Genomic DNA, 23,705 nt, shown 5'->3' with positions numbered 1-23,705 from the left:
GAATAACGTTCTCAAAGTCCTCCAATTTATCGGAGGATTTAGGAGGATCTAAAGTTTTGGATACCTCAGTCACCACTTTTCAAACAACCTCTTAGGAGTACACATCTGTGCGCCACTACAAATAATATGTATTTCAACCAATTGAAAACCTTTAGAAAATACGAAATTACTTAAGCTAGTCGTAAACCATATTCATCTTGAAAAAAGTTGACAAGCCAATCTTTCACTTTATGGGTAGCGCGGCAATCATCTTCGTTGTAGCGTTGGATAATTTCTAGTAAGGTGCGATCGCCTGTTTCTAACCATTGATCGTACCAGTAAATACACTTGGCACCACTGGCTTCTGTGTCACGCCACTCAAATCCTATCCAACGGGCGATCGCTTTCAAGGCATAGCTTTCTACGGGCAATGCTACACTTTGAGTTAATTGTTCATACACATCCACAAATCGATTCAGCACAGGGCGGACTGAAGAGTATGGAGTGCCATAAAGTTTTGCCAACCGTTTGACTGTATCAAATTCGTAGACACAAAAATGATAAATTGGCGCTTCGGGATATTGCCAAACTAAATCCAAAAATTGCTGCCAAACTAATTCTTCGTCTTCTGGTTTATCTGCTAAAAACGAATAAAACTGTTCTGTATTAGCTTGTCTATTAACGACCAAAACCCCTAAGAGATAATCTAAATCTAAGTCTGGCTGGGCTTCAATATCAAAATAAAGCTCTATGGGCGCTGTGAATGTAATATCTTCTGTTGCTAGCGGGTAGGGTAAGATTAACGGTCGTTTTTCTAGTGCAGATTGAGCTTGCACTACTAACTTGGGCGCTACTTCGCTGTCAAAACCAAGTAGGTTTTCTAAGCTGCTGGGACTGGTGCTAGCGAGAGATTCTAGTGTAGTGATGGCCAAGGCTTGGAGTTGAGTGTAGCGAATGGGTGTTACACCTGGTACTAGTGAGAGATGTTTTTCAGATTGAGCGATCGCATAACATTCACTATACCAATGGCAAAGATTGCACTTTTGGCGAGAAATAAACACCTCTGGCGGATTCGGTAACTCTAAAACTTGAATAAACTCCTCCAGAATCTGCTGCATCCGTGGCATCCATTTAAACAGATCCACTGCATAACTTGTGTTTTTGGTTCGCAATATGAGTGAAGCTGTTTCAGGTGCAACTCCCTGCACTGTTGCCAATACTTGGACATGAAATGCAGCGACAACCTGATATTCTTGCTTAGGGCGCTTACCCAATTCAATACTAGCCGGGACGTAGATCCAATCTCCAAAATCGGATTGTCCTGGTTGTTTCACAAGTAAATCTGGACGACTTAGCAGGGTATATTTTTCAGAATAAGTTGCTAACAGTACTCCCTTATAGATGTACTCAACCCCACCCTGCATCAATTCTAAAGTTGCCTTCGCTGCCTTTTCCCAGTTTCCATAAGAATAATCTGGTTGATGATAAGTCACCTTTGCCAAAATACTCAGCTGATGAGCGATTTTATCCTGTTGCAGTTTCCGTAGCAATTCATTGGGAGCATCGCGCTGACTTTTGTCACCGTGGGTATCTAGAAAAGGCCGGCGTTTACAGCGTTGGTATTGCAGTAGGAGTTCAGCATTAATTAGCATCCTTTTAAGTTAACAAGAATTAGTACACTCTGGGAGTAACTCGGACAATTAAAGTTTTGAAGTGGCGATACCTTCTCTGCGTTCGCGCAGCGTGTCGTAGACAGACGCGACGCGAACGGTGGGCTACGCCAACACCTCTACACCTAATTTGCCGTTTATTCTATACTGTCAACAGCTAGCTAGTGACGTAAGACAGATAGGCGTTTGCGTTTCTCTTAAGTGACAGATAAGGGAGAATAACAAAATCACGTTACAAGGGTAGATGACAGAACAACATCAGCCATGCCTCATCTGTGAGCGTGTCACACTCTGGAGAAGCAGTCAAAATCCTTACATTCATCCAGGAATTCCAGCATTCAATCTTTGTGATTGGCATCTCTTCCCATCCCACGCTACGAGTCTGATCCCGATCGCCAAGGTATCCCGTGGCTTCATGCATCAGAATTCAAGCACCATCTGATTACTCCTCAAACAGCACAGAATCTAGGACAAAAAGTCAGAGAGCATTTATCGTTACTGATTACGAGATAATATTTGGCAGCGATCGCTTAAATTAAGCTTATCCCTATTTTTAGCGTTGCTACTAAGTATAAATAACCGATAAACAGCAGATATCCCTTGTAAATTATGACTAGTATTTCTGTCGCCCAAACCAGGTTGCATAGCCATCGAGAGCAATTTCCCGCTTTAGCTAATAAGGCTTATTTTAATTATGGGGGACAAGGGCCGATGCCCCAAAGGGCAATGGATGCTATGACCCAAACGGAAGCTCATATTCAGCAAATAGGCCCCTTTGGTAATGAGGCATATCGCTGGATAGCACCGCAGACTCAAGCCGCAAGAGTTGCGATCGCTTCGGAGTTACATGCACCAAGCGAAACAATTACTCTTACCCAGAATGTCACTGTTGGCTGTAATATTGCCATCTGGGGGATCGAATGGCGGGCTGGCGACCATCTGCTGCTCTCAGATTGCGAACATCCAGGTGTAATTGCGACAACGCAGGAAATCGCGCGGAGATTTGCTGTGGAAGTTACTACCTGTCCCCTGAAGGCGACTTTAAATGAGGGCGACCCCGTAAAAGTCATTGCCCAGCACTTGCGCCCCAACACCCGCCTAGTCATATTGAGTCATGTTTTCTGGAATACTGGTCAAGTTTTACCGCTTGACAAAATTGCCGAATTATGTAGAAATAATCCTTCTGCACTATTAATAGATGCTGCTCAATCTGCTGGTTTATTGCCTTTAAACTTGACAGAATTGGGAGTAGATTTTTATGCTTTCACTGGTCATAAATGGTTCTGTGGCCCTGCGGGTGCTGGTGGTTTGTATGTTCGACCAGAAGCACGAGAAAGCCTGAAACCTACGTTTATTGGCTTTAGTGGCATTGTTGTGGATAGTCAATCTCAGCCTGTGGATTGGCTTCCAGATGGGCGACGATACGAAGTGTCTACATTAGCTTATCCGTTGTATGTTGGGTTAAAGGAAGCGATCGCAATTCATCAGCAATGGGGAACCTCACAGGAACGTTATGAGCAAATTTGCCAAAATAGTGAGTATCTTTGGCGACAATTGACGGCGTTACCCGATGTTAAATGTTTGCGAACTTCTCCACCTGAAAGCGGTGTAGTCTCCTTCCAACTTGCAAATAGTCAGCCCCAAGCTAATCTCAAGTTAGTACAATTTTTAGAATCACAAAGGATATTAACTCGGACAATTGCCAATCCTAGCTGTATACGCGCCACGGTTCATTACTTTACTTTAGAATCCGAAATTGACTTATTGGTTGAGACGATTCAAAGTTATTGCAAAATTAATTAGAAATTAGGAGTTACTAGATCCCCCCTAACCCCCCTTAAAAAGGGGGGAACCGGAATCAAAGTCCCCCCTTTTTAAGGGGGATTTAGAGGGATCTAGAACGTTTTGATACCCATAAGGGGACTTTTAAAACATCCTCTAAGAGTTACATTATGGATGACTTTGCTTTACTCGGTTTCAGAGATTCTACTTCTTTAATTACAAACGTCCAAGTCGCCTTGTGGGGTAAGGAAGTATTTATTGATTGTGTGTATGACCCTGATGAGCGTTTGCCTTATCGTTTTGTTTTTTACGATTGCCAAGAAATTAAATGGAATTTGCTTTTTCCCGAAGATGCCTGTGACGCAGAAGCAGATATAATTGATTTTTTATTAGGTAAGGAAAATTACTTGCAACCTGCACTCTTTCATACAGATATTTTTCAAATTACTATTTTGTATGGAAGTTTGAAGTTGGAAAAAAATTGGTGAGAACATCTCAATCCCTAGAAAATACTAAAATGCTTACTTGCGCTGTTTCACATAACCTAAAGCAGTGATTAGATAACTTCTACCTCCTAACTCCTAATTTGAAAATGGAACGCCCAATCTTATACTTAGCTATAACTAACCACGGCTTTGGTCATGCTACCCGCACGGCTTCTGTAGCTGCGACAATTCAAAAATTATGTCCAGAAGTTCTGCTAATTCTGGTAAGTACTGCCCCACGCTGGTTGCTAGAATGTTATATAGAAGGCGATTTTATCTATCGTCCTCGTGCATTTGATTTGGGTGTGGTGCAAACAGATAGCTTGACAATGGATAAAGTAGCAACCTTAGAAAAGTTGCTCGATATTAAGAAACATCAGAATTCGCTGATTGCCTCAGAAGTTAATTTTATTCGCCAAAATCGCGTTAATCTCATCTTGGCAGATATTCCCTTCCTCGCTCCTGGGTTTGCCAAAGCTGCAAATATTCCCTGCTGGATGATGAGTAACTTTGGCTGGGACTTTATCTACCGCGATTGGGGAGGTGAATTTACCGCAGTTGCAGATTGGATTAGTGATTGGTACTCAAAGTGCGATCGCCTGTTTCGTCTTCCTTTCCATGAACCAATGCAAACTTTTAACAATATCACAGATGTCGGCTTAACAGGTGGTTCCCCCCGTTACTCTGCTGATAATTTACGTTCTATTTGGGGAATAACTGCACCAGTTGAAAAAACTATTTTGTTGACCTTTGGCGGCTTGGGTTTACAGCAAATTCCCTACGATAACCTGCGGCGATTCCCAGATTGGCAATTTATCGTCTTTGATCAATTTGCCCCTGATTTACCTAATTTAGTAAAAATTGATGACCGCAAATACCGCCCTGTAGATTTTATGCCTATTTGTGGGCGAGTCGTCTCTAAACCTGGTTACAGCACTTTTTCTGAAGCCACAATACTAGGATTACCGATTGTTACCATACCGCGTGATGATTTTGCCGAAGCAACTTTTATAGTAGAAGGCATAACTAATTATAACCAGCATCAAATCATCACCCCATCTGAGTTTTTTCAAGGGACTTGGGATTTTCTCCATGAGTTACCCCAACCACCAAAGCAACCTCAACCAATTGCTAAGGATGGTAATGAAGCGATCGCTAAAGCTGTTCTCAATTATTTACAGACGAAATAAAGTTATTCAAAACAATATCAATTAATAATGGAATCTCCAACTATAGATAAAGAAGCTTTAGAAGTAGCTGCCCAATATATGCGGCGAGTGATTGAAAAACAAAAGGAAGAACCTGAAGTTTTAATCATTCAGATGAACATCTTAGAACATGTTTGAAAAGTCCTCTTGTCGGGATCAAAAATTTTAGATCCCCCTAAATCCTCCGATAAATTGGGGGACTTTGATTCCGGTTCCCCCATTTTTAAGGGGGGTTAGGGGGGATCTAAAAGTGCCTAAAGTCACAGCGAAACACTTTTCAAACAACCTCTTAGAGACTATTTATAAAGTAAGTAAGTAAGTGAGAATAAATCAAAGTAGATTAAGTAATGTAAAAAATCTGGAGATGAGTTCGTAGAGAGGGCTACCCCTGCGATAACGCTTCGCGAACAGCCCTCAAATTAGGACTAAAGTCCTTACTACAAACCTTGAATTATTCACGCCGCTCTACTTAAATCAAAAGTTAGGGTGTGTTAGACGCTTAAATTATCCTTTTCGTGACCGAATAGACAGATGAGTATAATTATTTGCCCTGGAATTCATGATCCAGATTTAACTGAAAGTTTTAAATCGGGATTATTAGATTTAGTTTCTGATAGCGCGATCGCCCCTAATTACGCAAATATACTGATTTATCCGGGTAAAGATTTTTTGGTTTTATCAGCATTTCATATTTTGCAGTTTTTGCGCGTTAGCTTGAGCTATCAGCTAAAATCACCAATTGTATTCATTAGCTTTAGTGCTGGCGTAGTTGGGGCAATAGGGGCAGCGCATTTGTGGCAACTTTTAGGTGGTCGTGTCAAAGCTTTTATTGCTATAGATGGATGGGGAGTACCACTACAGGGTAATTTCCCTATTCATCGGATGAGTCATGATTATTTCACCCATTGGAGTTCCTGTTTGCTTGGTAGTGGGCAAAATAACTTTTATGCATATCCCGCAGTTGATCATTTGTCCATCTGGCGATCGCCCCAAATTGTACAAGGCTGCTGGGTAGATTATTCCATTGAAATTATTCCACCCAAAGGTCGTCTGACAGCAGCTGAATTTTTGCTTATGCTGTTAAAGCGTTATGAAGCAAATTAATCCGGACAATGGAGTAAGTAAACAGGAGTTAGGAGTGAGGAGTTAGGAGTTAGGAGTCAGCATTTATTCTCCCCTCTGCCCAATGCCCCATACCCCATCTACCCAAAGAAAGTATCTAATGTTTCCAACTGAACCGGCTGCTGTTAATAACGGGTTTGGCGCACTGCTAAAAAACCGTGGTTTTATGTTCCTGTGGATTGGGCAACTGGTGTCCCAGTTAGCAGATAAGGTCTTCTTTTTAATGCTGGTTGATCTGGTAGTAGACAAAAACAGTAGCTACTTTCCTCCTTTGGGAGTAGCAAAAGAATCGATGTACCCCATTTTGATGGTGGCGTTTACTATACCGGCGGTTTTATTTGGTTCAGCAGGGGGTGTATTTGTCGATCGCTTACCGAAAAAGCTGATTATGGTAGGCTCTGATATTTTACGCGGGTTATTAATCATCGGACTTGCCTTTTTACCAAGAGATTTTCATATACTTCTTCTCATCACCTTTGGGGTTTCTACCGTTACCCAATTTTTTGCCCCAGCCGAACAAGCTGCGATTCCTTTACTGGTGCGGCGAGAGAGTTTAATAGCAGCCAATGCGCTGTTTACTAGCACAATGATGGGTGCTTTAATTGTCGGTTTTTTGTTGGGAGATCCGCTGCTGAGTTTGGCTGAAACTGGTATATCTAAAAAGTATGGGCCCGAATTAGTGGTGGCGTTACTATACCTGTTGTCGGCTGTAGTTATGTTACCGATTCATTTTCGGGAAAAAAAATCGCCGAGCGAAATTGTCAGCGATCGCATCGATCTTTGGGCTGACTTTAAAGAAGGCTTACGCTACCTCAAGAAAAATCGTTTGGTGTTAAATGCGATGCTGCAAACGACAGTTTTATATTGCGTCTTTGCAGCGTTGATGGTACTTGCGCTTCCCTTAGCAGAAAAGTTTGGTTTACAAGGAAAACAATCTGGACGCTTTATCGCCGCAGTCGGAATCGGTATAGTCATAGGTGCGGGCATTTTAGGTCATTTGGGCGAGAAAACACATCACAAACCTTTACCCTTGATGGGCTTTTTGGGTATGGCGCTCATTTTGGCTTTGATTCCCTTTACCAATAGTCAAGTACTAGCACTCGGATCGTGTATTTTACTCGGTCTGAGCGGTTCTCTAATTGGTGTACCAATGCAAACTCTCATTCAACAGCAGACTCCAGCGATTATGCATGGTAAGGTCTTTGGCTTTCAAAATCATGCCGTTAACATCGCCCTTTCCGCACCACTGGCGATTACAGGCTGGTTAAATCAAGAGTTTGGCTTGCGAATTGTACTTGTAGGAATGAGTCTTGTGGTTGCAGTCGTCGGTGTTTGGGCTTGGAAAAATACCCGCAATGTCTTGCAAGACGTAATCTAACTAATGTAGGCTAATAATCTAGCTTTATATTTAATCTAAAAATTAATCAGAATTTGATTGAACTTTTCAATTAAAATGAAGTCTTAACTACATAATTCAGCATTAACTTTAGCTATAGTCTGAGGTTTGACCGTGCGTTCACAAAGTGTCTCCGCAGGAGAATCGCTTTCCCAAATTAGTCTCCCACAAACCGAGAATCACAAACAGTCTCGTACTTCTAGTCAGCCAGTGGTGTCCAAACGGGCATCTGGCGGTTTTGCTCTGCTTGACAGCCTTCATCGCCACGGCGTTGATTATATTTTTGGTTATCCTGGTGGGGCAATTCTACCAATTTACGACGACCTATATAAGGTGGAAGCAACTGGTGCTATGAAGCACATTCTCGTGAGACACGAGCAAGGCGCAGCCCACGCCGCTGATGGTTATGCCCGTGCCACAGGGAAAGTAGGAGTATGCTTTGGTACTTCGGGCCCAGGAGCAACTAACTTGGTAACAGGCATCGCTACAGCCTACATGGATTCAATCCCGATGGTTGTGGTTACAGGACAGGTAGCACGTCCGTCGATTGGTACAGATGCGTTTCAGGAAACTGATATTTACGGGATTACCCTACCAATCGTCAAGCACTCTTATGTGGTGCGTGACCCCAAAGATATGGCGCGAATTGTCGCCGAAGCATTCCACATTGCTAGCACTGGGCGTCCGGGGCCAGTTTTGATTGATGTCCCCAAAGATGTAGCTTTAGAAGAATTTGACTATGTACCTGTAAAACCAGGTTCAGTTAAGTTACGCGGTTATCGTCCCACCGTGAAGGGAAATCCCCGGCAGATTAATGCCGCGATCCAGTTGATTACTGAAAGTCGCCGTCCGCTATTGTATGTCGGTGGTGGCGCGATCGCAGCTGGTGCCCATGAAGAAATCAAACAACTAGCTGAATTATTCAATATCCCTGTCACTACAACCTTAATGGGGATCGGTGCATTTGACGAACATCATCCCTTAGCTTTGGGAATGTTGGGGATGCACGGCACTGCTTACGCCAACTTCGCCGTTAGTGATTGTGATTTGCTGATTTGCGTTGGCGCTAGATTTGACGATCGCGTTACAGGCAAGTTAGACGAATTCGCCTCCCATGCCAAAGTAATTCACATCGACATCGATCCGGCAGAAGTCGGCAAAAACCGAATTCCCGAAGTGCCCATCGTCGGCGATGTCCGGAACGTGTTAGTAGACTTGTTGCGTCGATGCAAAGAAGCAGGGGTCAAGGCTACACCGAATCAAAACCAAGAGTGGTTAAATTTAGTTAACCGTTGGCGCGAAGAGTATCCTCTGATAGTGCCGCACCATCCCGACAGCATTTCACCCCAAGAAGTGATTGTAGAAGTTAGTCACCAAGCACCCCACGCTTTCTACACCACAGATGTCGGACAACATCAAATGTGGGCAGCACAATTCCTGAAGAATGGCCCAAGGCGCTGGATTTCTAGCGCTGGTTTGGGAACGATGGGTTTTGGCTTACCTGCGGCAATGGGCGCGAAAGTAGCGTTTCCTGATGAAGAAGTCATCTGTATCAGCGGTGATGCCAGTTTCCAAATGTGTTTGCAGGAACTAGGAACACTTGCACAATATGGGATAAATGTCAAGACAATAATTATCAATAACGGCTGGCAAGGGATGGTGCGTCAGTGGCAGCAAGCCTTTTATGGTGAGCGTTACTCATGCTCCAACATGGAAGTAGGGATGCCAGACGTAGAGTTATTGGCAAAAGCTTATGGGATTAAAGGCATGATAATCCGCGATCGCAGTGAATTAAAAGATGCGATCGCCGAAATGCTGGCACACAAAGGGCCAGTAATCTTAAATGTCCACGTCACCAGAGATGAAAACTGCTATCCAATGGTAGTCCCTGGTAAGAGCAACGCTCAAATGGTCGGCTTGCAGAAGCAAGCGCCGAAAGCGGCAGCCGAGCCAGTGTATTGTAGTAATTGCAATGCCAAAAATGCTCCTACCCACAACTTCTGTGCTGAGTGTGGGACGAAGCTGTAACGCTTTTTGATAATTTTGACCAGAGAGGTAGGGGAGTAGGGAGAAGGGGAAAAAGATGATGGAATTTCCCCTAATTCCTGCCCCCTTTACTCTTGCGGATGCGATCGCTTAATCTTCCTGATTAGGTTGAGGAAAAAATAAATCTAGTTCCCTCCCCTTTATGAGGGGAGGGTTAGGGTGGGGTAACTTCCCTCAACCTACAAATAACTTCCCTAATCTTATCCACCACACTATAGCGTTTACTGATCACATGAGATACATCATAGTCCCCTCATCGCTTGCGGGGAGGGGGTTGGGGGTGGGGTTCTTGTACCTCACTTAAGCGAGAACCGCTATATCAATATCTTGATAAACTTCTTGATTCGTAAATCTCAAAATTCTCGTACCTTTTGATGACAAAAATGCTTGGCGATCGCGGTCATATTCTGGAACTCCATCTTGATAGTGACTATCACCATCAATTTCTATGGCAAGTCTCAATTCTGAAAAATAAAAATCCACTACAAATCTGTCAATACTGTATTGTCTGCGAAATTTACAGCTTTCAATTTGTTGATTTCTAAGTTTTGCCCAAACTATTTTTTCACATGGCGGCATATTGTTTCTGAGAGTTTGCCGTTTTTGCTTTTCTGAAGTTTGGTTATACAGTTTTGTCATCAGCGTATTCATATTCCTGGACTGTGCTTATAATTCCCTGGATTACCCCCCTTAATCCCCCCTTATAAAGGGGGGAAATTGGAAAATCTAGTTCCCTCCCCAATACATACGGGGAGGGTTAGGGAGGGGTAATTCAATAACTTGCGTGTACAACCGTAGCCTTTTTAAGGAGGATCTAAAACTTTTTACCCCTCATTGGTGGCGTACACAAGTACTAAAAACCTCGATCGTTCCAGACAACTTAACCGTTTTTATACGCAGATGAATATATTTTCTGCGTATTTTTTATGAAAAAAAGATTCATCCCAATGTATATTTCTGCATTCTTTTGGGAATCATAAATCGAGGAAGCATTATAGACCACAAGGTATTACTTCCTGAAATATCACGTAACTTTTAGAGGATAATTATGTCTAAACGCAAGTTGCCCAAAGGCCGTAGTGTTAGTTCAGTTGCTCTAGAACCAGAAGTTGCGATCGCAATTCTTGGGTTGTTTTCCGCTGCGGCTGATGGTGAAGGTATTTCTTCCACAGAAGAATATGCTTTAAGTGAATTTCTCGGTCGGGTTGACTTATTTGAAGATTACTCTGAAGAAGACTTTGAAGAATTGACCGAAAAAGTCGTCAGCTTGATTGAAGAAGAAGAAGCAGAAGATTTAATCGCCCAGTCCATCGAATCCTTACCCAATAAAAATTATCGCGAAACTGCATACATCACAGCTATCTTAGTAGTAGGGATTGACGAAGAAGTACCCGAAGCTGAACAAGATTATATCTCTGAACTTCAGCAAGCCTTAAAGATTTCAGACGAACGCGCACAAGAACTTATAGACGGAGTGTTCGGAGAGGAAGAAGAGGAAGAAGAAGAGGAAGAGGAGGAGTAATCTTTTTTGAATAGCAACCTCAGTCATCTACCATCTTTAATTTGGGGTTGCTAATTTAGAGTATGAAATAATTTTGTTTGAGTTAAGTTATTCAGATTCCCAACTTCTTCATCAAGAAGTTGGGAATCTTGCACGTTATCAAAATTAATTCGATCAAGTACTAATTAGGAATTGGTACATTTTTAAATGCGGCTGTATCTGGCACAAAAATGTCCAAATTATTGATACCATCGGGAACTCTTAGCCAGATATAAGCATCTGCGGAGGCTTGTGGACGTACTTGGAACAAAGAAACGCTTCCTGTTGAACGATTAAGAGCAACTCCTTTGTAGGTTACGCTAGTCTCAGGATTGCGGGCTGTTGTACTAGCAACCGAGATAATATCGCTACCAGCAACTCCATCTGTGGCAAGGCGACGAATACGCATTTGCACATTTACGACATCACGGTTTCCAGTTTCTGGATCTTTAATTCGTTTTGCTGAAAGTAACTCAACTTCTGCCTTTTTGCCAAAAGCAGGCTGCACAAACTGACCAGGGCTAATTGCTGAAGTTGTAGCACTAGCTGGGGATGGTGAGGCCGTTGCTTGTGGAGAAGTTGTAGCTGTAGGACTTGGCACTTGAGTGGGAATGGTCTTACTGACTGTATTAGTAGCATTTAGTGTCTCCCGCAACGTGAAAACTTCATAAGCTACATAGCCGCTACATCCCAAAGCCAAAGTAGAGAGTAATACAGCTACACCAGATAAAAATGTACTCACACCGTTGCCTCTATTTCGTATTTCTGTATATGCGGGTTGACTTACGTTTCTATTTTCTAGTGCCATAAATTATGTTTGCGCGTAGGCGCAGCCCGTCGTAGACATCGCCTATCTATGAAACATGTGAACATCTTCCCTATACTAATTAAGTAACTTTACTGAGCCAAGTCTTCTCTCTCCGGAAAGAAGTTGTTCGCAAAGTAAAAATATCTATCTTTGGGATAAGGAGAATTGGTGAGACTTAAGATTTTAAATCAACCACTGGGTGTTTTGTTAATATTTTTGACTAGCCAGATAGGATTTAATTCTAGAGTTGCGAAAGCACAAACCACAGTTGCACCAACAACTAGCACAAAATCAATTTGCTCTACCCAACTGGGAACAGCTATAGATGCTGTAATCAATCGTCCCTTATTTAGTCGGGTGCGCTGGGGAATTTTGGTACAACCCCTGTCAACGGGGCCAACTCTTTACAGTCGAGATGCTCAAAAATATTTTACTCCCGCCTCTAACCTGAAATTGCTGACAACAGCAGCTGCATTGCAGGAATTGGGTGCTAATTTTCGGATTCGCACCTCTATTTATCAGAATGGCAATGGTGTTTTACGTGTAGTTGGTAGGGGAGATCCTAGCTTAAGTGATACTCAACTACAAAAATTGGCACAGCAGCTAAAACAGAAAGGTATTACTCAAATTCAGCGATTGATAGCTGATGATAGTTATATTCAAGGTGATATTGTTAATCCAACCTGGCAATGGGAAGATGTGCAGTCAAGTGATGGCGCACCAGTCAGCAGTTTTATTCTGAATCAAAATATTTTTAGCTTTAAACTTGTACCACAGGCTGTAGGTAAATCTTTACAAGTTGTGTGGATTGATCCTAGCGAAACGAAACAGTGGCGGATAATTAATCAGTCAGTAACCGTTCCTCAAAATCAACCAAGCTATGTAAATGTTACCCGCGAATTATCAGGAACAGTATTACGAATTCAAGGACAACTGACAACGAATTCTGAACCATCTTTAATAGATTTGCCTGTAGTTGACCCTAATTATTACTTCTTACGGCGCTTCCGTACTGCTTTGGCAACAGAAAAAATTACCTTGGGGCAAACATTAGTAGTAAATGGTGGTGTGAATCAAGAGGAAATCGCATTTGTAGAGTCGCCACCTTTAGCTGAATTATTAATGGAAACTCTTCAGAATAGTAATAATCTTTATGCTGAAGCACTGCTGAGAGCGTTAGCTGTGAAAAAAACCAGAGTGAAAAATCAGACTAGCGCTGATGTTGGTTTGGAAGTTGTCAAAGCGAGTTTAACTAAATTGGGGGTTGATCGAGCAAATTATATTTTAGTGGATGGTTCGGGTTTATCACGTCGTAACTTAGTGACACCAGAAGCTTTTGTACAAACTTTGCGGGGAATGGCAAAAACACCAACAGCATATATATATCGCGCATCTTTACCTATGGCTGGTAAAAGTGGAACTCTGAAGGGCCGTTTTCAAGGTACACCTGCTGAGGGCATTGTGCAAGCAAAAACAGGTACCTTAACGGGTGTAGTTTCTCTATCTGGATATATGAATGCGTCGAAGTATGAGCCGCTGGTTTTTAGTATTATCGTGAATCAGTCTGATCAGTCTGCAACAGTTGTGCGGCAGGCAATTGATGAAGTTGTTGTGTTGTTAACACAGTTGCAGCGTTGTTAATATTAGACTTTCCACTTCTAACTTTTTTCATGCCAGCCAAAATCTTACCACCGCCCCTAAAACCTGGAGACTTACTACGAATAATTGCCCCTAGTGGTGCTTTGCGAGAATTTGAGGCATTTGAACAGAGTATAGAAATTTGGCGATCGCGTGGTTATCAATTACAAGTCAGTCCCCAGATAGATGACAAATGGGGTTATCTAGCTGGGACAGACGAAAATCGCCGTCAACAGCTAGCAGCAGCATGGCAAGATCCTGATTGTCGTGGTATTCTCTGTGCCAGAGGCGGTTTTGGCAGCACCCGCATCTTAGAAGATTGGAATTGGCCAAACTCAGCGCCTCCCAAGTGGCTCATAGGCTTTTCTGATATCACAGCTTTATTATGGAGCCTTTATACAGCAGGAATTTCTGGCGTTCACGGCCCTGTTATGACAACTTTCGCAGATGAGTCAGATTGGTCAATTGAGCGATTATTCGATTGGGTAGAAGGTAATTCTTTTACCCCTCTCAAAGGTTGCGGTTGGGGTGGTGGTGTGGTTACTGGCAGTTTGTTACCAGGTAATCTCACAGTGGCTACTCACCTTTTGGGTACGCCAATCCTGCCACATCTTGATGGTGTAATTCTAGCGTTGGAAGATGTTACGGAAGCACCTTATCGGATTGATAGGATGCTGACGCAGTGGCGCTTGAGTGGTGCTTTGTCTCAAGTCTGCGGTATTGCTTTGGGTGGTTTTACTCGCTGTCAAGCGCCACCAACTATATCTAGTTTTAGTGTAGAAGAAGTATTGCGCGATCGCTTGGGTGATTTGGGTATTCCTATTGTCTCCGATTTACCTTTTGGTCATGATAGTCCCAATGCGGCATTACCAGTGGGTGTAGAGGTAACTTTAGATGGGGACGCGGGAATATTAGCGATCGCGCATCCACATTAAGTTAAAATCAGATCCCCGACTTCTTTAAGAAGTCGGGGATATTTTTGTTCGTAACTCAATCCCATTTATGGTAGCTTCTGAAAATTCTGCTGCTTGATGGGATCATCCACTCACAGAATAATCTACTAAATGCTCTGGTAAATTCCAATTAATTTTCGGATCTGGCTGATGTTTTACTGGTTCAACATTTCCGCGCCAAGCAGCGCCCATAATTTGCATAGTTTGGTAAATGATTGTATTCCAACCTTTTTGCTTTAAGTAATCTAAGCCTTGTGTGACATCAGGAGAATTTAAATCATGGAATAAAATTAAAGCATCCGCCTCAGCCAATTGTTCACAGATAATCGTATCATTGAGAGGTGCTGGTGCTTCATGATCGCCATCAATAAAAATCAATGACCACTTACGTTGCAATTGTTTAGCTAATTCCTCTACCTTTTGTGGGCTATAACCGTCTATTAGATTAACTGAGCCGAGAACATTAGCAAGTCGCAGGGAAGTAGTTACACTTTCATAAACATCTTCTTTGGCTAAAACAGGATCAATTACATCTAATTCCACTCCTGCTAATGCCAGATGGCAGGCAGACCAACCTCGCCAACAACCAATTTCTAAAGCTTTTTTGCCGGCAAATTTGAGTGCTGTATTATATAAAATATGTGCTTCATCTCGATTCAGAAACCCTATAAATGGCTCTTTTTTATCCACGTACCAGCTATGAGGAATCTCTGCACGTAAATAAGGCCAATAAGAACTCTTGGGATCTGCAACGATCATATTGGGAAAAGAGGAATCAGGATAAATTATCTCAAATCCGGGTGAAATATAATCCCAAGTTGACAATGAGACATTTTTAATAATTTCATTAGTTTCAGTCATATCTGTTCTTCTCTAAAGAATTTGTTATCTACGAATTTTGTCAGCTTTCCCAACCCAATACACTACCATATTATGGTTGAATAGTTAATACTGATAAAAAATCATAGTTTTCAGAATTGATCCAATCCTCAAGGGAAGATGATCCCACCACCTTTAGGGTAATTACCCCTAGGCATTTACGCACGGGGTGTAAGCGATCGCATGGTTATCTAGCACGAACAGACGAAAACCGCTGCCACCACCTAGCATCAGCATGGCAAGTTTCCGATTACCGTGGTATTATCTGTGCCAGAGGTAATTTTGGCAGCACCCGCATCTTGGAAGATTAGCATTGGCAACAAAACTAATGTTTTGAAAAACGCTTTTATTACTTGCGGATCATCCAAATGAATAATTTAGTTTATCTTTTTTTAGTATGAATATTCAAAGCCCTTTGACAGGTAAAACCGATATCACTTGGCTAAAAACCATCGCAGCCGATACACTAATTAACGATTGGAATCAGACTTTTAAGATTAATATTAGCTCAGAACTTCGTGAATATAAAGAAATTCATCTCTATCAGTGTAACAAAACTAAACTTAAATTTTTCTTCCCATTTGATATAGCTGGTTCTGAAAAACTTTATGAACAATTGCAAAAAATTGATTGGTTTTATACGCCTGACAAGTGGGAACATAAGGTTGCTTTAAGGAATTTATCAAACTGCAATGATATTTTAGAAATAGGTTGTGCATTTGGTTCTTTTGTTGAATCAGCTTTAAAACTAGGTCTTAACGCGCAAGGAATTGAATTGAATTCATCCGCAGTTGAAGTAGCTAAAAAAAATAATCTTCCTGTTGAAAGTATCGATTTACAGGAATTTGCAGAAACCTACCCTTTGTCTCAAGATGCAATTTGTAGCTTCCAGGTGCTTGAACATATTCCTCAACCTAAAAACTTCATTGAATTGTGTCTTCGGACTTTGAAACCAGGAGGAAAATTAATTTTCTGTGTTCCCAATGCTGAAAGCTTTTTACAATATCAATATGATTTACTAGATATGCCACCCCACCACATGACACAATGGAAAGCTTCAACATTTAAAGCACTAGAAAATATATTTGCTGTCAAGCTAGAAAAAGTAATTAAAGAGCCTTTACATTATTATCATGTGGATACTTATTTGCATTCATACGGTAATCATATTTGCAGTATTTCACCTTTAGGGAAAATCATTTTTAATCAGTATACAATTCCTTTGTATGGATACTTTTTAAAAGCTGGATTAAGAAATCTTGTAACTGGTCACAGTCTATACGTGCAGTTCCGCAAATTAGATGGTCAAAAATCTGATTTAAATTGATAAGTCAGGTGTGAACCTTGCTTTGGTAGATTGATTCGCTCGTGCTTCTTTGAGCGGTTATGCTAACAATTTTTTTTTCAGTACTAATACTTAATTTTAATGGCAATCCATTATGAGTCCGATCAAATTTGATCCAATTCCAGAAATATCAGTTGTCATCTGTACTTACGATCGCGCCAAATATTTAGATAATGGCATTAATAGTGTTATCAATCAAACCTTTAAAGATTGGGAGCTAATTATAGTTGATGATGGCAGCCAAGACAATACCTTTGAAATTGTCAATCCTTATGTCCAGAAATTCTCCAATATCCGATATCTCAAACATCAAAATAAAAAACAAGCATACGCTAAAAATGCTGGTATTCAGGCATCTTTTGGCAAATATATTACACTTCTCGATAGTGATGATGCTTACAAACCCAACCATCTAGAATCACGACTTGAATATATGAAAAATCATCCAGAAATTGATTTAATTGAAGGTGGATTTGCCAGTGAAGAAGAGATTTTTGTGGCAGATTATTTTCAGCCAGGTAAAACAATTAATTTGCGAGAATGTGTTTTAGGCCCGACAATTTTTGCCAAGAGAAAAGTCTTTTTTGACTTAGGGGGCTTTGAAAACATCCACTATGGGGAGGATACAGACTTTTGGCATCGGGCAGCAAAAATTTTTAAAACGCAAAAAGTCACTGTCCCAGAAACATATCTTTACACACGAGCGGAAACTAGTGTTACCAAAAGTGTTTTAGAACAGCATTTATAAAATCAGGCAAATAGAGAAGATAAGTCAGAAGTTGCTGCTTCTCTTCTCTGCTGAATGTATAATTATTTCTAACTTTTCACGTTATGTAGAAAAGCCCACGAGAAACCTAATCCCCTAGACGCTTTCAGGGCACAAAATTCAAAGTCTCTCTCCTTTTAGGAGAGAGAAATAGAAGTGAGGTTTTCCAAATACCGTGAAAAGTCAGATAATTATTTTTGCCATTGTTCAGTAGTAAATTTGAGTTTGTCTATTTTGCTAAAATGAGTAAAATATAACTGTAAGTATGCATATTTGTCATATAGTTTTGAACAACCTTGGTGGAGCGCCAAAAGTTGCTGATTCGCTAATTTCTTCTCAGGTAAAATCTGGCTATAAAGTTTCTACCGTGGTACTTACTATTTTAGATCCACGATGGAAGGTATCTTTTAAGGCAGCCCAAATAGTCATTGTGATGAAAATTGCAGGCACTTTATTGTATATTGGCGGAGCAATACATCAAATATGGGTAGCGATCCAATTAAATAGGATTATTGCTGAACATAAACCAGATATTATTATTTGTCACAGTGCATTTATCACTAAGCTATTTTATTTATCTCAGCTTATCCCTGGAAGTTTATCTATTCCCTATATTAGTTATATTCATAGTGATTATATTTCTGAATCACAGACTGAACGCAAAACAAACCCCATCAGTGCATTGATTCAAAACTTATCTATAAGTATTACTAGCCGGATTGATATGCAGGCGCTTCAGCAAGCTGGCGGACTAGTTTTTGTCTGCAAAGCTCTTTATCAAAGATTTGCAAATATTGGCTTTAAGCACCGTCGAATATTGATATCCTACAATCCAGCTATAGATGATATAAATAACCAGCCTCTTCATCCTACAGCCAAATCTTGGTTTGACAATTCGCAGTTAATTACCTTTGTATGTGCTTCTAGATTTCATCATCAAAAAGACCATAAAACCTTACTCAACGCATTTGCTAAAGTTAGTGAAAATCACTTAAATATCCGGCTGATTTTACTAGGAGACGGTGAATTAGAGACAGAAATACAAGCTCTGGCAACTTCTTTAACTATTAATAATATTGTCCTCTTTACTGGTTCTGTAAGCAATCCTAGAGCTTACTTTTCACAATCTAGGGCGGTTATACTTGCTTCCCATTTTGAAGGCTTACCACTGGTTCTTGTAGAAGCTGTAGCCAGTGGAGTAACGTTTATTGCCAGTGATTGTCCAGTTGGCCCCCGTGATATTTTTGAAGTCCTGAAATGTGGAACAATAGTACCACCAAGTGATGTTGATGCCTTAGCAGAAGCTATCATTGACCATGTAAAAACTCCTCAGCAGAAGATTGATCGCTCTGAGCAGATTGCACAATTCTTTAGTGAAACTAGCTGTGCTAACCAGTTAGAAGGTTTAATACAGCAAGTTGTTTATCAATGACTGTGATTTGTGCTAGATGACCTATCTTTGTTTCTAAAGACTTTATATGAATATTAATTTTATAGATTCCAAAATTAGAGATTTTTGGCGTTATTTGAGCAATTCGGCTGGACAGCTTTCGATTCTCGGAATTATTCTGAGTTTGTCTCTGATATTTTTATCTAGTTGTCAGGGAATTAGACAAAAAGACGACGGAGTAATTCATCTGACACTTTGGCAAGCGATTAATCCACCTTCACATCGAGAGATTTTTGAAAAATTAGTAGATAAATTTAATCAAATTCATCCTGATATTCAGGTTGAGTCTATTTTTGAACCAGAACCTAATTTACCAAAAATATTAACATCAGTCGTTGCGAATGTACCTCCAGATATCCTGTCATTCCACCCTGAATTTACAGGTCAATTTATGGAATTAGGGGCAATCCGACCTTTAGAAGATTGGTTGGACAAATCGCCTTTTAAGTCAGACATTAGACCTAACTTATTGGAAGAGATGCAGTTAGATGGTCACATTTGGTCAGTGCCAATGCACACCAGTAATCTTGGGATTTTTTACCGTCCTAAACTTTTTGAAGCAGCGGGAATTACAGAAATACCCAAAACTTGGGATGAGTTGAGACAAGTTGCCAAAAAATTAACTATAGACCGGAATGACGATGGCCGCCCCGAACAGTATGGTATGTTACTGCCTTTAGGAAAAGGCGGATGGACGGTGATTAGTTGGTTGCCGTTTTTATATAGTGCTGAAGGTGAGATTGTAACCAATAATCGCCCGAATTTAACGAATGTAGGTGCGATCGCGGCCTTAAAATTTTGGGAAGACTTGATCAAAGATGGTTCAGTCATGCTTTCTGCCCCAGAACGAGGTTATGAAGAGGAAGCTTTTCTTACAGGTCGTGTTGCGATGCAGATTACAGGCCCTTGGACGTTAATCATGAAATCTGAGGTTGATCATCAACTATTACCCATACCCGCAAGTGTCAAAGCTGCTACAGTTACAGGTACTGGAAATTTTTTTGTGATGAAGACCACACCAGCAAGAGAGCAAGCAGCATTCAAATTTTTGGAGTATGTTTTGAGCGAGGAATTCCAAATAGAATGGAGTATGGGAACGGGTTTTTTACCAGTTACGCTCAAGTCGGCTCAAAGCAAAGCTTATCAGCAATTTCTCACTGAAAAACCATTGCTAAAAGTATTTTTTGACCAACTACCTGTGGCACGTTCTCAACCGATTATTGCTGGATATAGCCGTCTTTCTGACAGTCTTGGTCGAGCTATAGAAGCGACATTGCTAGGTGAGTCTGCTGAAAAAGCCCTCAAGACAGCACAAGAGCGTTTAGATTTGATTTGGGATGACAAATAAATTAGAACTAGTAGTTCATGTAAAATAAATTACTGTAATTAACTACTAGCATTGGTAAGAATTCCTACAAGTACTCGCACTAATTCTTCCAAACCTTCTGGAACGCGATAAAGTTTGATATCTTGCATGACCCGTTTATCTTGCCGATAAAATATTCCAAATCGCCAATCTTCTCCATTTGTTACAGCACCATACAAAGTTGGTGTTTGCGAATCTGTCCATTGGTCGAGTGCTATCAATTCAATTGCAAGTTGAGTAAACCCCCTGCTTAAATCGGATTGCTTGGCTTCAACTACTAACAGTGAATTGGAAGATGAAATATAGTAATCAAAACTTACTTTGAGTTGTTCGCTAACATTAATGGGGTACTCAATGTTTAGTTGAGTTTGCGTTTGGTCGCAAATTTCCAACAAAATAGGAGCAATTAAAACTTCACGTTTTGCAGCTTCACTGATAGGATTTACGCGCATGATATTACGCCGTAAGTAACGCTGTAAAAATTCTAAATAGTCAATTACACCTGAATATTGTGGTAGTTGTATCGATGCACGTTCGTAACTACATCCTAGTTCTGCTAAGATATCTGCTGGGGTATATGGTAATTCAAAATACTTACTAAATGTATAACTTTCACCAAGTTGGAGAATGCGCGGGCGAGTCATAAATATTAAGGTTATAGAATATATCGATAAAAGTCAGGAATAAACTCCAGTTTTGGGGTGTAAATTTCTTTTCAATGTACACAAACCAATTGCTGGTATGGCTCCTAGAATTGCTGCTGTCAGTCCTTGTCCACTCCAATATAGTATGGGAGTACGGTAGGTTTCTGGAATCAAATTTTGCATAATAAAAAGCAACCAAACCAAAATAGCGATCGAGAAGAAAGAGATTGAGGGTAAAAAATTCCACCACCAAATGTCTACTGTATATCGCCTCAATACCAGCCATTGGCAAATTCCTAGCCAAATACCAGAAATAATATAAGCGATCGCAGACAAAAATCCCAAAATCAAAGTATCTTCAGAAGATGATGAGGCAATGCTTGAAATGTAGTTAATCCAGGCTGTAGAAACACCATTGGCAATCAGCCAACCAACGCTAGTAGCAAATAGCCACTGCCAACCAGGTAAATATCGGTAAAGGACAAGGCTCTGGTCAGCGGCGAAAATCACGGCAAATACAACATTACTGAGACTTCTGACCAAAATGCTCCATGTTTGTGGTTGGATAGAAACGCTAGATGAGAGACTTTGGAGAATAATTTTCTCTAAGGCGATACTGGCAACACCACCGACAACCCATCCGATGAGGGTCATTAAGGTAAACTGAATAAAGAACCTCTGTCGCTGCGATCGCGGAATCAAAAACTTTCCTGGGTTAGGCTCATTATTAGTAGATGCAAGATGATCGGGATTATTAGAGTCAGTTTGCATAAGAAGTTAGGGGAGTGAGGGAATAGTGAGATCACGGAGATAGGGGAGCAGAGGGAGAATAACCAATGCCCAATCCTCAATTAAATATTGATTCTTGTTTTACTCTATTTCTCAATCACCAGTCCCTATTTTCCATTCCCCACTCGCCACTCGCCACTTCCTCAAGGCGAGAATATTATGTCAATAATAACAGTCTATTCTCAATAGAATTTCATTAACCTATTCTTCTTGCTAAAGATTTAGGAGTAGCCCATCGTAGACATCCCTTTGAGTCTAGAGTCTAGGAAACTAAACCAAACGATAAATAGTGATTTTTTATCGGTTCTTAAGCTTGGTTGCGATCAAGAGTAATTTAGATGCGTTTGTCCTGCCCACTACAATTGCACAATAACCTTCACTTAATCTTTAAAGAGATTTTAGTATATACACCGTATCTTTTGCGAGTTATAAAAATCAAAATAGGATTACAAAGCATCAAGATAAACTTACATCTTCGAGCTTGTTTTACCCAACAACAGTCATAGATAAAGACCTAACAATCTTTGTGATTTTTTTCTAAGTTGTTGGAGTAATGAAACCAGCCTTTCATAGCTAGGTTTCAAGAAAATTTCAGTCTTAATTATCTTTGTGTTCTTCAAGGTTTATTATTAGAATGCTGCAAAAAATCTCTTTGGCTTTACTCGGAATGACTGCTGTGATCATGAGTGCGAATCCAGCTAGTGCAATAACTCTGCAAGTCAATAGTGGCCCGTTTTCTAGCTACGCTGATGCCAAAACTATCACCTTTGACGATGGCACAGCAAATGATCCTAATGGATTTGTTACTTACTCTAATATTACTAGTAACATTGTTCAAGGTAGCGTATCTAGTCAATACGCCTCACCTTATGGGGATAACACCAAATTTCTAACAATTGCTCCAGTAGGTAGTAATGTTGCAGGCGACAGTGGTTTGGTCAATATTAAGTTCAAAGAAGCTGTTAATTACTTCGGTTTTTATGGAGGTTCATTAGATGATTACAACTTTGTTGACATTTACAAAGGCGATCAGTTGTTAAAGACTTTTAGTGGTGCAGATGTGCCAAATGCTATAGCTAATGGTAGTTGGACTAGCTCTGAAGCTAATATGTTTATCAATCTTGTAGCTGATACAGGAGAAACATTTGACCGAGTTGTGATGCGCTCAAATGGTATTGCCTTTGAAACAGATAACCACGCCTATAGACTAGCCAGCGTTCCTGAACCTAGTGCAATGTTAGGTGTGGTAGCAATAGGTGCTTGTGGTATGATGTCGCTCTTCAAACGCTCACAACAGAAAGTGGCAGTGAAAGGATAAATTTATCCAGATCCCTGTTGAAAACCCTTAAGGATGTGTCTCTATGCCATGCGTAGAGACACATTTTGTTATGCAGTTTTCCTCATGCGTTCCCTCGATGCAAAAGTGAGAGGTGTATTTCTACGTGGAACTCAAAGCAATAATTTCATGGGATAAGGTGACGTACTCCACACACTCCCTTTGAAGTGAGTGTGGGCTTCTCAGCGACTCTTCTTTGAAGACATTGACTGAGCTTTAAGACCGTGCGCCCCACGGTTCTTTGATTTTAAGATTTGTTTTTTGTTTTGTAGGCTGCATTTCTGCATTTAATTTAATTACACCCACTCTTTGATAATAACATAAAATCAATCTAACAGTTCGTTTCGTCGCTGTAGCCAACTTTATTTTCGCTACGCTCAAATACAATTCAGGCTACGCAACTCAACTCACACGCATTCATCTCATCACCTCCCTTTGGGTAGGTGAGAGGCTTCTGCTTATTAAGCTAAAAAAACAAGAAATTAGCGCTTGCTGGCATTAAT

22 protein-coding genes and 1 pseudogene are annotated in these 23,705 nt (G+C 40.8%); 16 read left to right on the top strand and 7 right to left on the bottom strand.

The genetic code is table 11. The annotated features are described in order from the left end of the window. Positions 1 to 170: 170 nt before the first annotated feature. Both V7K62_RS13530 and V7K62_RS13525 read right to left on the bottom strand, forming a co-directional pair. Complete coding sequence (locus tag V7K62_RS13530) at positions 171 to 1,631, bottom strand: TM0106 family RecB-like putative nuclease (RefSeq protein ID WP_334864693.1); 1,461 nt, start codon at positions 1,629 to 1,631, stop codon at positions 171 to 173. Positions 1,632 to 1,881: 250 nt separating this feature from the next. Further along, positions 1,882 to 2,070 (bottom strand): hypothetical protein, encoded by a 189-nt coding sequence (locus V7K62_RS13525; RefSeq protein WP_334864691.1) that lies wholly within the window; start codon positions 2,068 to 2,070, stop codon positions 1,882 to 1,884. Between the two features lie 188 nt (positions 2,071 to 2,258). Between V7K62_RS13525 and V7K62_RS13520 the strand changes: the two genes are divergently transcribed. From V7K62_RS13520 to ilvB, 7 genes are all read left to right on the top strand, one after another. Then, complete coding sequence (locus tag V7K62_RS13520) at positions 2,259 to 3,452, top strand: aminotransferase class V-fold PLP-dependent enzyme (RefSeq protein WP_334864689.1); 1,194 nt, start codon at positions 2,259 to 2,261, stop codon at positions 3,450 to 3,452. Between the two features lie 149 nt (positions 3,453 to 3,601). Next, positions 3,602 to 3,919 carry a hypothetical protein gene (locus V7K62_RS13515; RefSeq protein ID WP_334864687.1) on the top strand — a complete coding sequence of 106 codons (318 nt, stop codon included), beginning with the start codon at positions 3,602 to 3,604 and terminating at the stop codon, positions 3,917 to 3,919. Between the two features lie 104 nt (positions 3,920 to 4,023). Beyond that, positions 4,024 to 5,106, top strand: coding sequence for a glycosyl transferase (locus V7K62_RS13510; protein WP_334864685.1), 1,083 nt, complete (start codon positions 4,024 to 4,026; stop codon positions 5,104 to 5,106). Positions 5,107 to 5,133: 27 nt separating this feature from the next. After that, on the top strand, positions 5,134 to 5,262 hold the full coding sequence (locus V7K62_RS13505; RefSeq protein WP_334864683.1) for a hypothetical protein: 129 nt from the start codon (positions 5,134 to 5,136) through the stop codon (positions 5,260 to 5,262). 393 nt (positions 5,263 to 5,655) lie between these two features. Next, entirely contained in the window at positions 5,656 to 6,228 is a 573-nt protein-coding gene (locus V7K62_RS13500) for a hypothetical protein (RefSeq protein WP_334864681.1), read from the top strand. 118 nt (positions 6,229 to 6,346) lie between these two features. Further along, positions 6,347 to 7,624 (top strand): MFS transporter, encoded by a 1,278-nt coding sequence (locus tag V7K62_RS13495; protein ID WP_334864678.1) that lies wholly within the window; start codon positions 6,347 to 6,349, stop codon positions 7,622 to 7,624. A gap of 132 nt (positions 7,625 to 7,756) precedes the next feature. Continuing rightward, positions 7,757 to 9,670 carry a biosynthetic-type acetolactate synthase large subunit gene (gene ilvB, locus V7K62_RS13490; protein WP_334864676.1) on the top strand — a complete coding sequence of 638 codons (1,914 nt, stop codon included), beginning with the start codon at positions 7,757 to 7,759 and terminating at the stop codon, positions 9,668 to 9,670. A 318-nt stretch (positions 9,671 to 9,988) separates the two neighbouring features. Here the strand turns inward: ilvB and V7K62_RS13485 are convergent, their stop codons facing one another. Then, positions 9,989 to 10,327: an endonuclease domain-containing protein gene (locus tag V7K62_RS13485; protein WP_334864674.1), complete on the bottom strand. Its 339-nt coding sequence runs from the start codon at positions 10,325 to 10,327 to the stop codon at positions 9,989 to 9,991. A 409-nt stretch (positions 10,328 to 10,736) separates the two neighbouring features. Between V7K62_RS13485 and V7K62_RS13480 the strand changes: the two genes are divergently transcribed. Next, a complete protein-coding gene (locus tag V7K62_RS13480; RefSeq protein WP_334864672.1) occupies positions 10,737 to 11,210 on the top strand; it encodes a tellurite resistance TerB family protein in 474 nt (157 codons plus the stop codon). Positions 11,211 to 11,370: 160 nt separating this feature from the next. Here V7K62_RS13480 and V7K62_RS13475 read toward each other — a convergent pair whose 3' ends face one another. Next, positions 11,371 to 11,970 (bottom strand): hypothetical protein, encoded by a 600-nt coding sequence (locus V7K62_RS13475; RefSeq protein WP_334864698.1) that lies wholly within the window; start codon positions 11,968 to 11,970, stop codon positions 11,371 to 11,373. 234 nt (positions 11,971 to 12,204) lie between these two features. Between V7K62_RS13475 and dacB the strand changes: the two genes are divergently transcribed. Both dacB and V7K62_RS13465 read left to right on the top strand, forming a co-directional pair. Further along, positions 12,205 to 13,677 carry a D-alanyl-D-alanine carboxypeptidase/D-alanyl-D-alanine endopeptidase gene (dacB, locus tag V7K62_RS13470; protein WP_334864670.1) on the top strand — a complete coding sequence of 491 codons (1,473 nt, stop codon included), beginning with the start codon at positions 12,205 to 12,207 and terminating at the stop codon, positions 13,675 to 13,677. 29 nt (positions 13,678 to 13,706) lie between these two features. Beyond that, entirely contained in the window at positions 13,707 to 14,609 is a 903-nt protein-coding gene (locus V7K62_RS13465; RefSeq protein ID WP_334864668.1) for a S66 peptidase family protein, read from the top strand. Between the two features lie 102 nt (positions 14,610 to 14,711). Here V7K62_RS13465 and V7K62_RS13460 read toward each other — a convergent pair whose 3' ends face one another. Then, entirely contained in the window at positions 14,712 to 15,488 is a 777-nt protein-coding gene (locus V7K62_RS13460; RefSeq protein WP_334864666.1) for a class I SAM-dependent methyltransferase, read from the bottom strand. 161 nt (positions 15,489 to 15,649) lie between these two features. Here V7K62_RS13460 and V7K62_RS13455 point away from each other — a divergent pair. The 5 genes and pseudogenes from V7K62_RS13455 to V7K62_RS13435 all read left to right on the top strand — a co-directional run. Continuing rightward, positions 15,650 to 15,814: pseudogene (locus V7K62_RS13455) on the top strand (LD-carboxypeptidase); the annotation flags it as partial. Positions 15,815 to 15,903: 89 nt separating this feature from the next. Further along, positions 15,904 to 16,833, top strand: a complete 930-nt coding sequence (locus tag V7K62_RS13450) for a class I SAM-dependent methyltransferase (protein WP_334864664.1) — start codon at positions 15,904 to 15,906, stop codon at positions 16,831 to 16,833. A 112-nt stretch (positions 16,834 to 16,945) separates the two neighbouring features. Then, positions 16,946 to 17,599, top strand: coding sequence for a glycosyltransferase family 2 protein (locus tag V7K62_RS13445; RefSeq protein WP_334864662.1), 654 nt, complete (start codon positions 16,946 to 16,948; stop codon positions 17,597 to 17,599). Between the two features lie 283 nt (positions 17,600 to 17,882). Further along, positions 17,883 to 19,049, top strand: coding sequence for a glycosyltransferase (locus V7K62_RS13440; protein WP_334864660.1), 1,167 nt, complete (start codon positions 17,883 to 17,885; stop codon positions 19,047 to 19,049). Between the two features lie 46 nt (positions 19,050 to 19,095). Continuing rightward, complete coding sequence (locus tag V7K62_RS13435; protein ID WP_334864657.1) at positions 19,096 to 20,415, top strand: ABC transporter substrate-binding protein; 1,320 nt, start codon at positions 19,096 to 19,098, stop codon at positions 20,413 to 20,415. Positions 20,416 to 20,453: 38 nt separating this feature from the next. Here V7K62_RS13435 and V7K62_RS13430 read toward each other — a convergent pair whose 3' ends face one another. After that, positions 20,454 to 21,077 carry a hypothetical protein gene (locus V7K62_RS13430; RefSeq protein WP_334864655.1) on the bottom strand — a complete coding sequence of 208 codons (624 nt, stop codon included), beginning with the start codon at positions 21,075 to 21,077 and terminating at the stop codon, positions 20,454 to 20,456. A 33-nt stretch (positions 21,078 to 21,110) separates the two neighbouring features. Beyond that, positions 21,111 to 21,848, bottom strand: coding sequence for a hypothetical protein (locus V7K62_RS13425; protein ID WP_334864652.1), 738 nt, complete (start codon positions 21,846 to 21,848; stop codon positions 21,111 to 21,113). 652 nt (positions 21,849 to 22,500) lie between these two features. Here V7K62_RS13425 and V7K62_RS13420 point away from each other — a divergent pair. After that, positions 22,501 to 23,184 carry an Npun_F0296 family exosortase-dependent surface protein gene (locus V7K62_RS13420; protein WP_334864650.1) on the top strand — a complete coding sequence of 228 codons (684 nt, stop codon included), beginning with the start codon at positions 22,501 to 22,503 and terminating at the stop codon, positions 23,182 to 23,184. Positions 23,185 to 23,705: the final 521 nt, after the last annotated feature.

It is taken from the genome of Nostoc sp. (genome assembly GCF_036917935.1).
GTDB lineage: Bacteria > Cyanobacteriota > Cyanobacteriia > Cyanobacteriales > Nostocaceae > Nostoc.
This window is presented reverse-complemented; position numbering and strand designations above follow the sequence as displayed.

What these genes read in the sequence shown, in the direction of transcription:
- V7K62_RS13530 (WP_334864693.1), bottom strand. Translation starts at nt 1,631, where the DNA reads ATGCTAATTAATGCTGAACTCCTACTGCAATACCAACGCTGTAAACGC.
- V7K62_RS13505 (WP_334864683.1), top strand. Translation starts at nt 5,134, where the DNA reads ATGGAATCTCCAACTATAGATAAAGAAGCTTTAGAAGTAGCTGCCCAA.
- V7K62_RS13425 (WP_334864652.1), bottom strand. Translation starts at nt 21,848, where the DNA reads ATGCAAACTGACTCTAATAATCCCGATCATCTTGCATCTACTAATAAT.
- V7K62_RS13430 (WP_334864655.1), bottom strand. Translation starts at nt 21,077, where the DNA reads ATGACTCGCCCGCGCATTCTCCAACTTGGTGAAAGTTATACATTTAGT.
- V7K62_RS13460 (WP_334864666.1), bottom strand. Translation starts at nt 15,488, where the DNA reads ATGACTGAAACTAATGAAATTATTAAAAATGTCTCATTGTCAACTTGG.
- V7K62_RS13450 (WP_334864664.1), top strand. Translation starts at nt 15,904, where the DNA reads ATGAATATTCAAAGCCCTTTGACAGGTAAAACCGATATCACTTGGCTA.
- V7K62_RS13480 (WP_334864672.1), top strand. Translation starts at nt 10,737, where the DNA reads ATGTCTAAACGCAAGTTGCCCAAAGGCCGTAGTGTTAGTTCAGTTGCT.
- V7K62_RS13440 (WP_334864660.1), top strand. Translation starts at nt 17,883, where the DNA reads ATGCATATTTGTCATATAGTTTTGAACAACCTTGGTGGAGCGCCAAAA.
- V7K62_RS13525 (WP_334864691.1), bottom strand. Translation starts at nt 2,070, where the DNA reads ATGCATGAAGCCACGGGATACCTTGGCGATCGGGATCAGACTCGTAGC.
- V7K62_RS13465 (WP_334864668.1), top strand. Translation starts at nt 13,707, where the DNA reads ATGCCAGCCAAAATCTTACCACCGCCCCTAAAACCTGGAGACTTACTA.
- V7K62_RS13435 (WP_334864657.1), top strand. Translation starts at nt 19,096, where the DNA reads ATGAATATTAATTTTATAGATTCCAAAATTAGAGATTTTTGGCGTTAT.
- V7K62_RS13420 (WP_334864650.1), top strand. Translation starts at nt 22,501, where the DNA reads ATGCTGCAAAAAATCTCTTTGGCTTTACTCGGAATGACTGCTGTGATC.
- V7K62_RS13510 (WP_334864685.1), top strand. Translation starts at nt 4,024, where the DNA reads ATGGAACGCCCAATCTTATACTTAGCTATAACTAACCACGGCTTTGGT.
- V7K62_RS13515 (WP_334864687.1), top strand. Translation starts at nt 3,602, where the DNA reads ATGGATGACTTTGCTTTACTCGGTTTCAGAGATTCTACTTCTTTAATT.
- V7K62_RS13445 (WP_334864662.1), top strand. Translation starts at nt 16,946, where the DNA reads ATGAGTCCGATCAAATTTGATCCAATTCCAGAAATATCAGTTGTCATC.
- V7K62_RS13485 (WP_334864674.1), bottom strand. Translation starts at nt 10,327, where the DNA reads ATGACAAAACTGTATAACCAAACTTCAGAAAAGCAAAAACGGCAAACT.
- V7K62_RS13520 (WP_334864689.1), top strand. Translation starts at nt 2,259, where the DNA reads ATGACTAGTATTTCTGTCGCCCAAACCAGGTTGCATAGCCATCGAGAG.
- V7K62_RS13500 (WP_334864681.1), top strand. Translation starts at nt 5,656, where the DNA reads ATGAGTATAATTATTTGCCCTGGAATTCATGATCCAGATTTAACTGAA.
- V7K62_RS13495 (WP_334864678.1), top strand. Translation starts at nt 6,347, where the DNA reads ATGTTTCCAACTGAACCGGCTGCTGTTAATAACGGGTTTGGCGCACTG.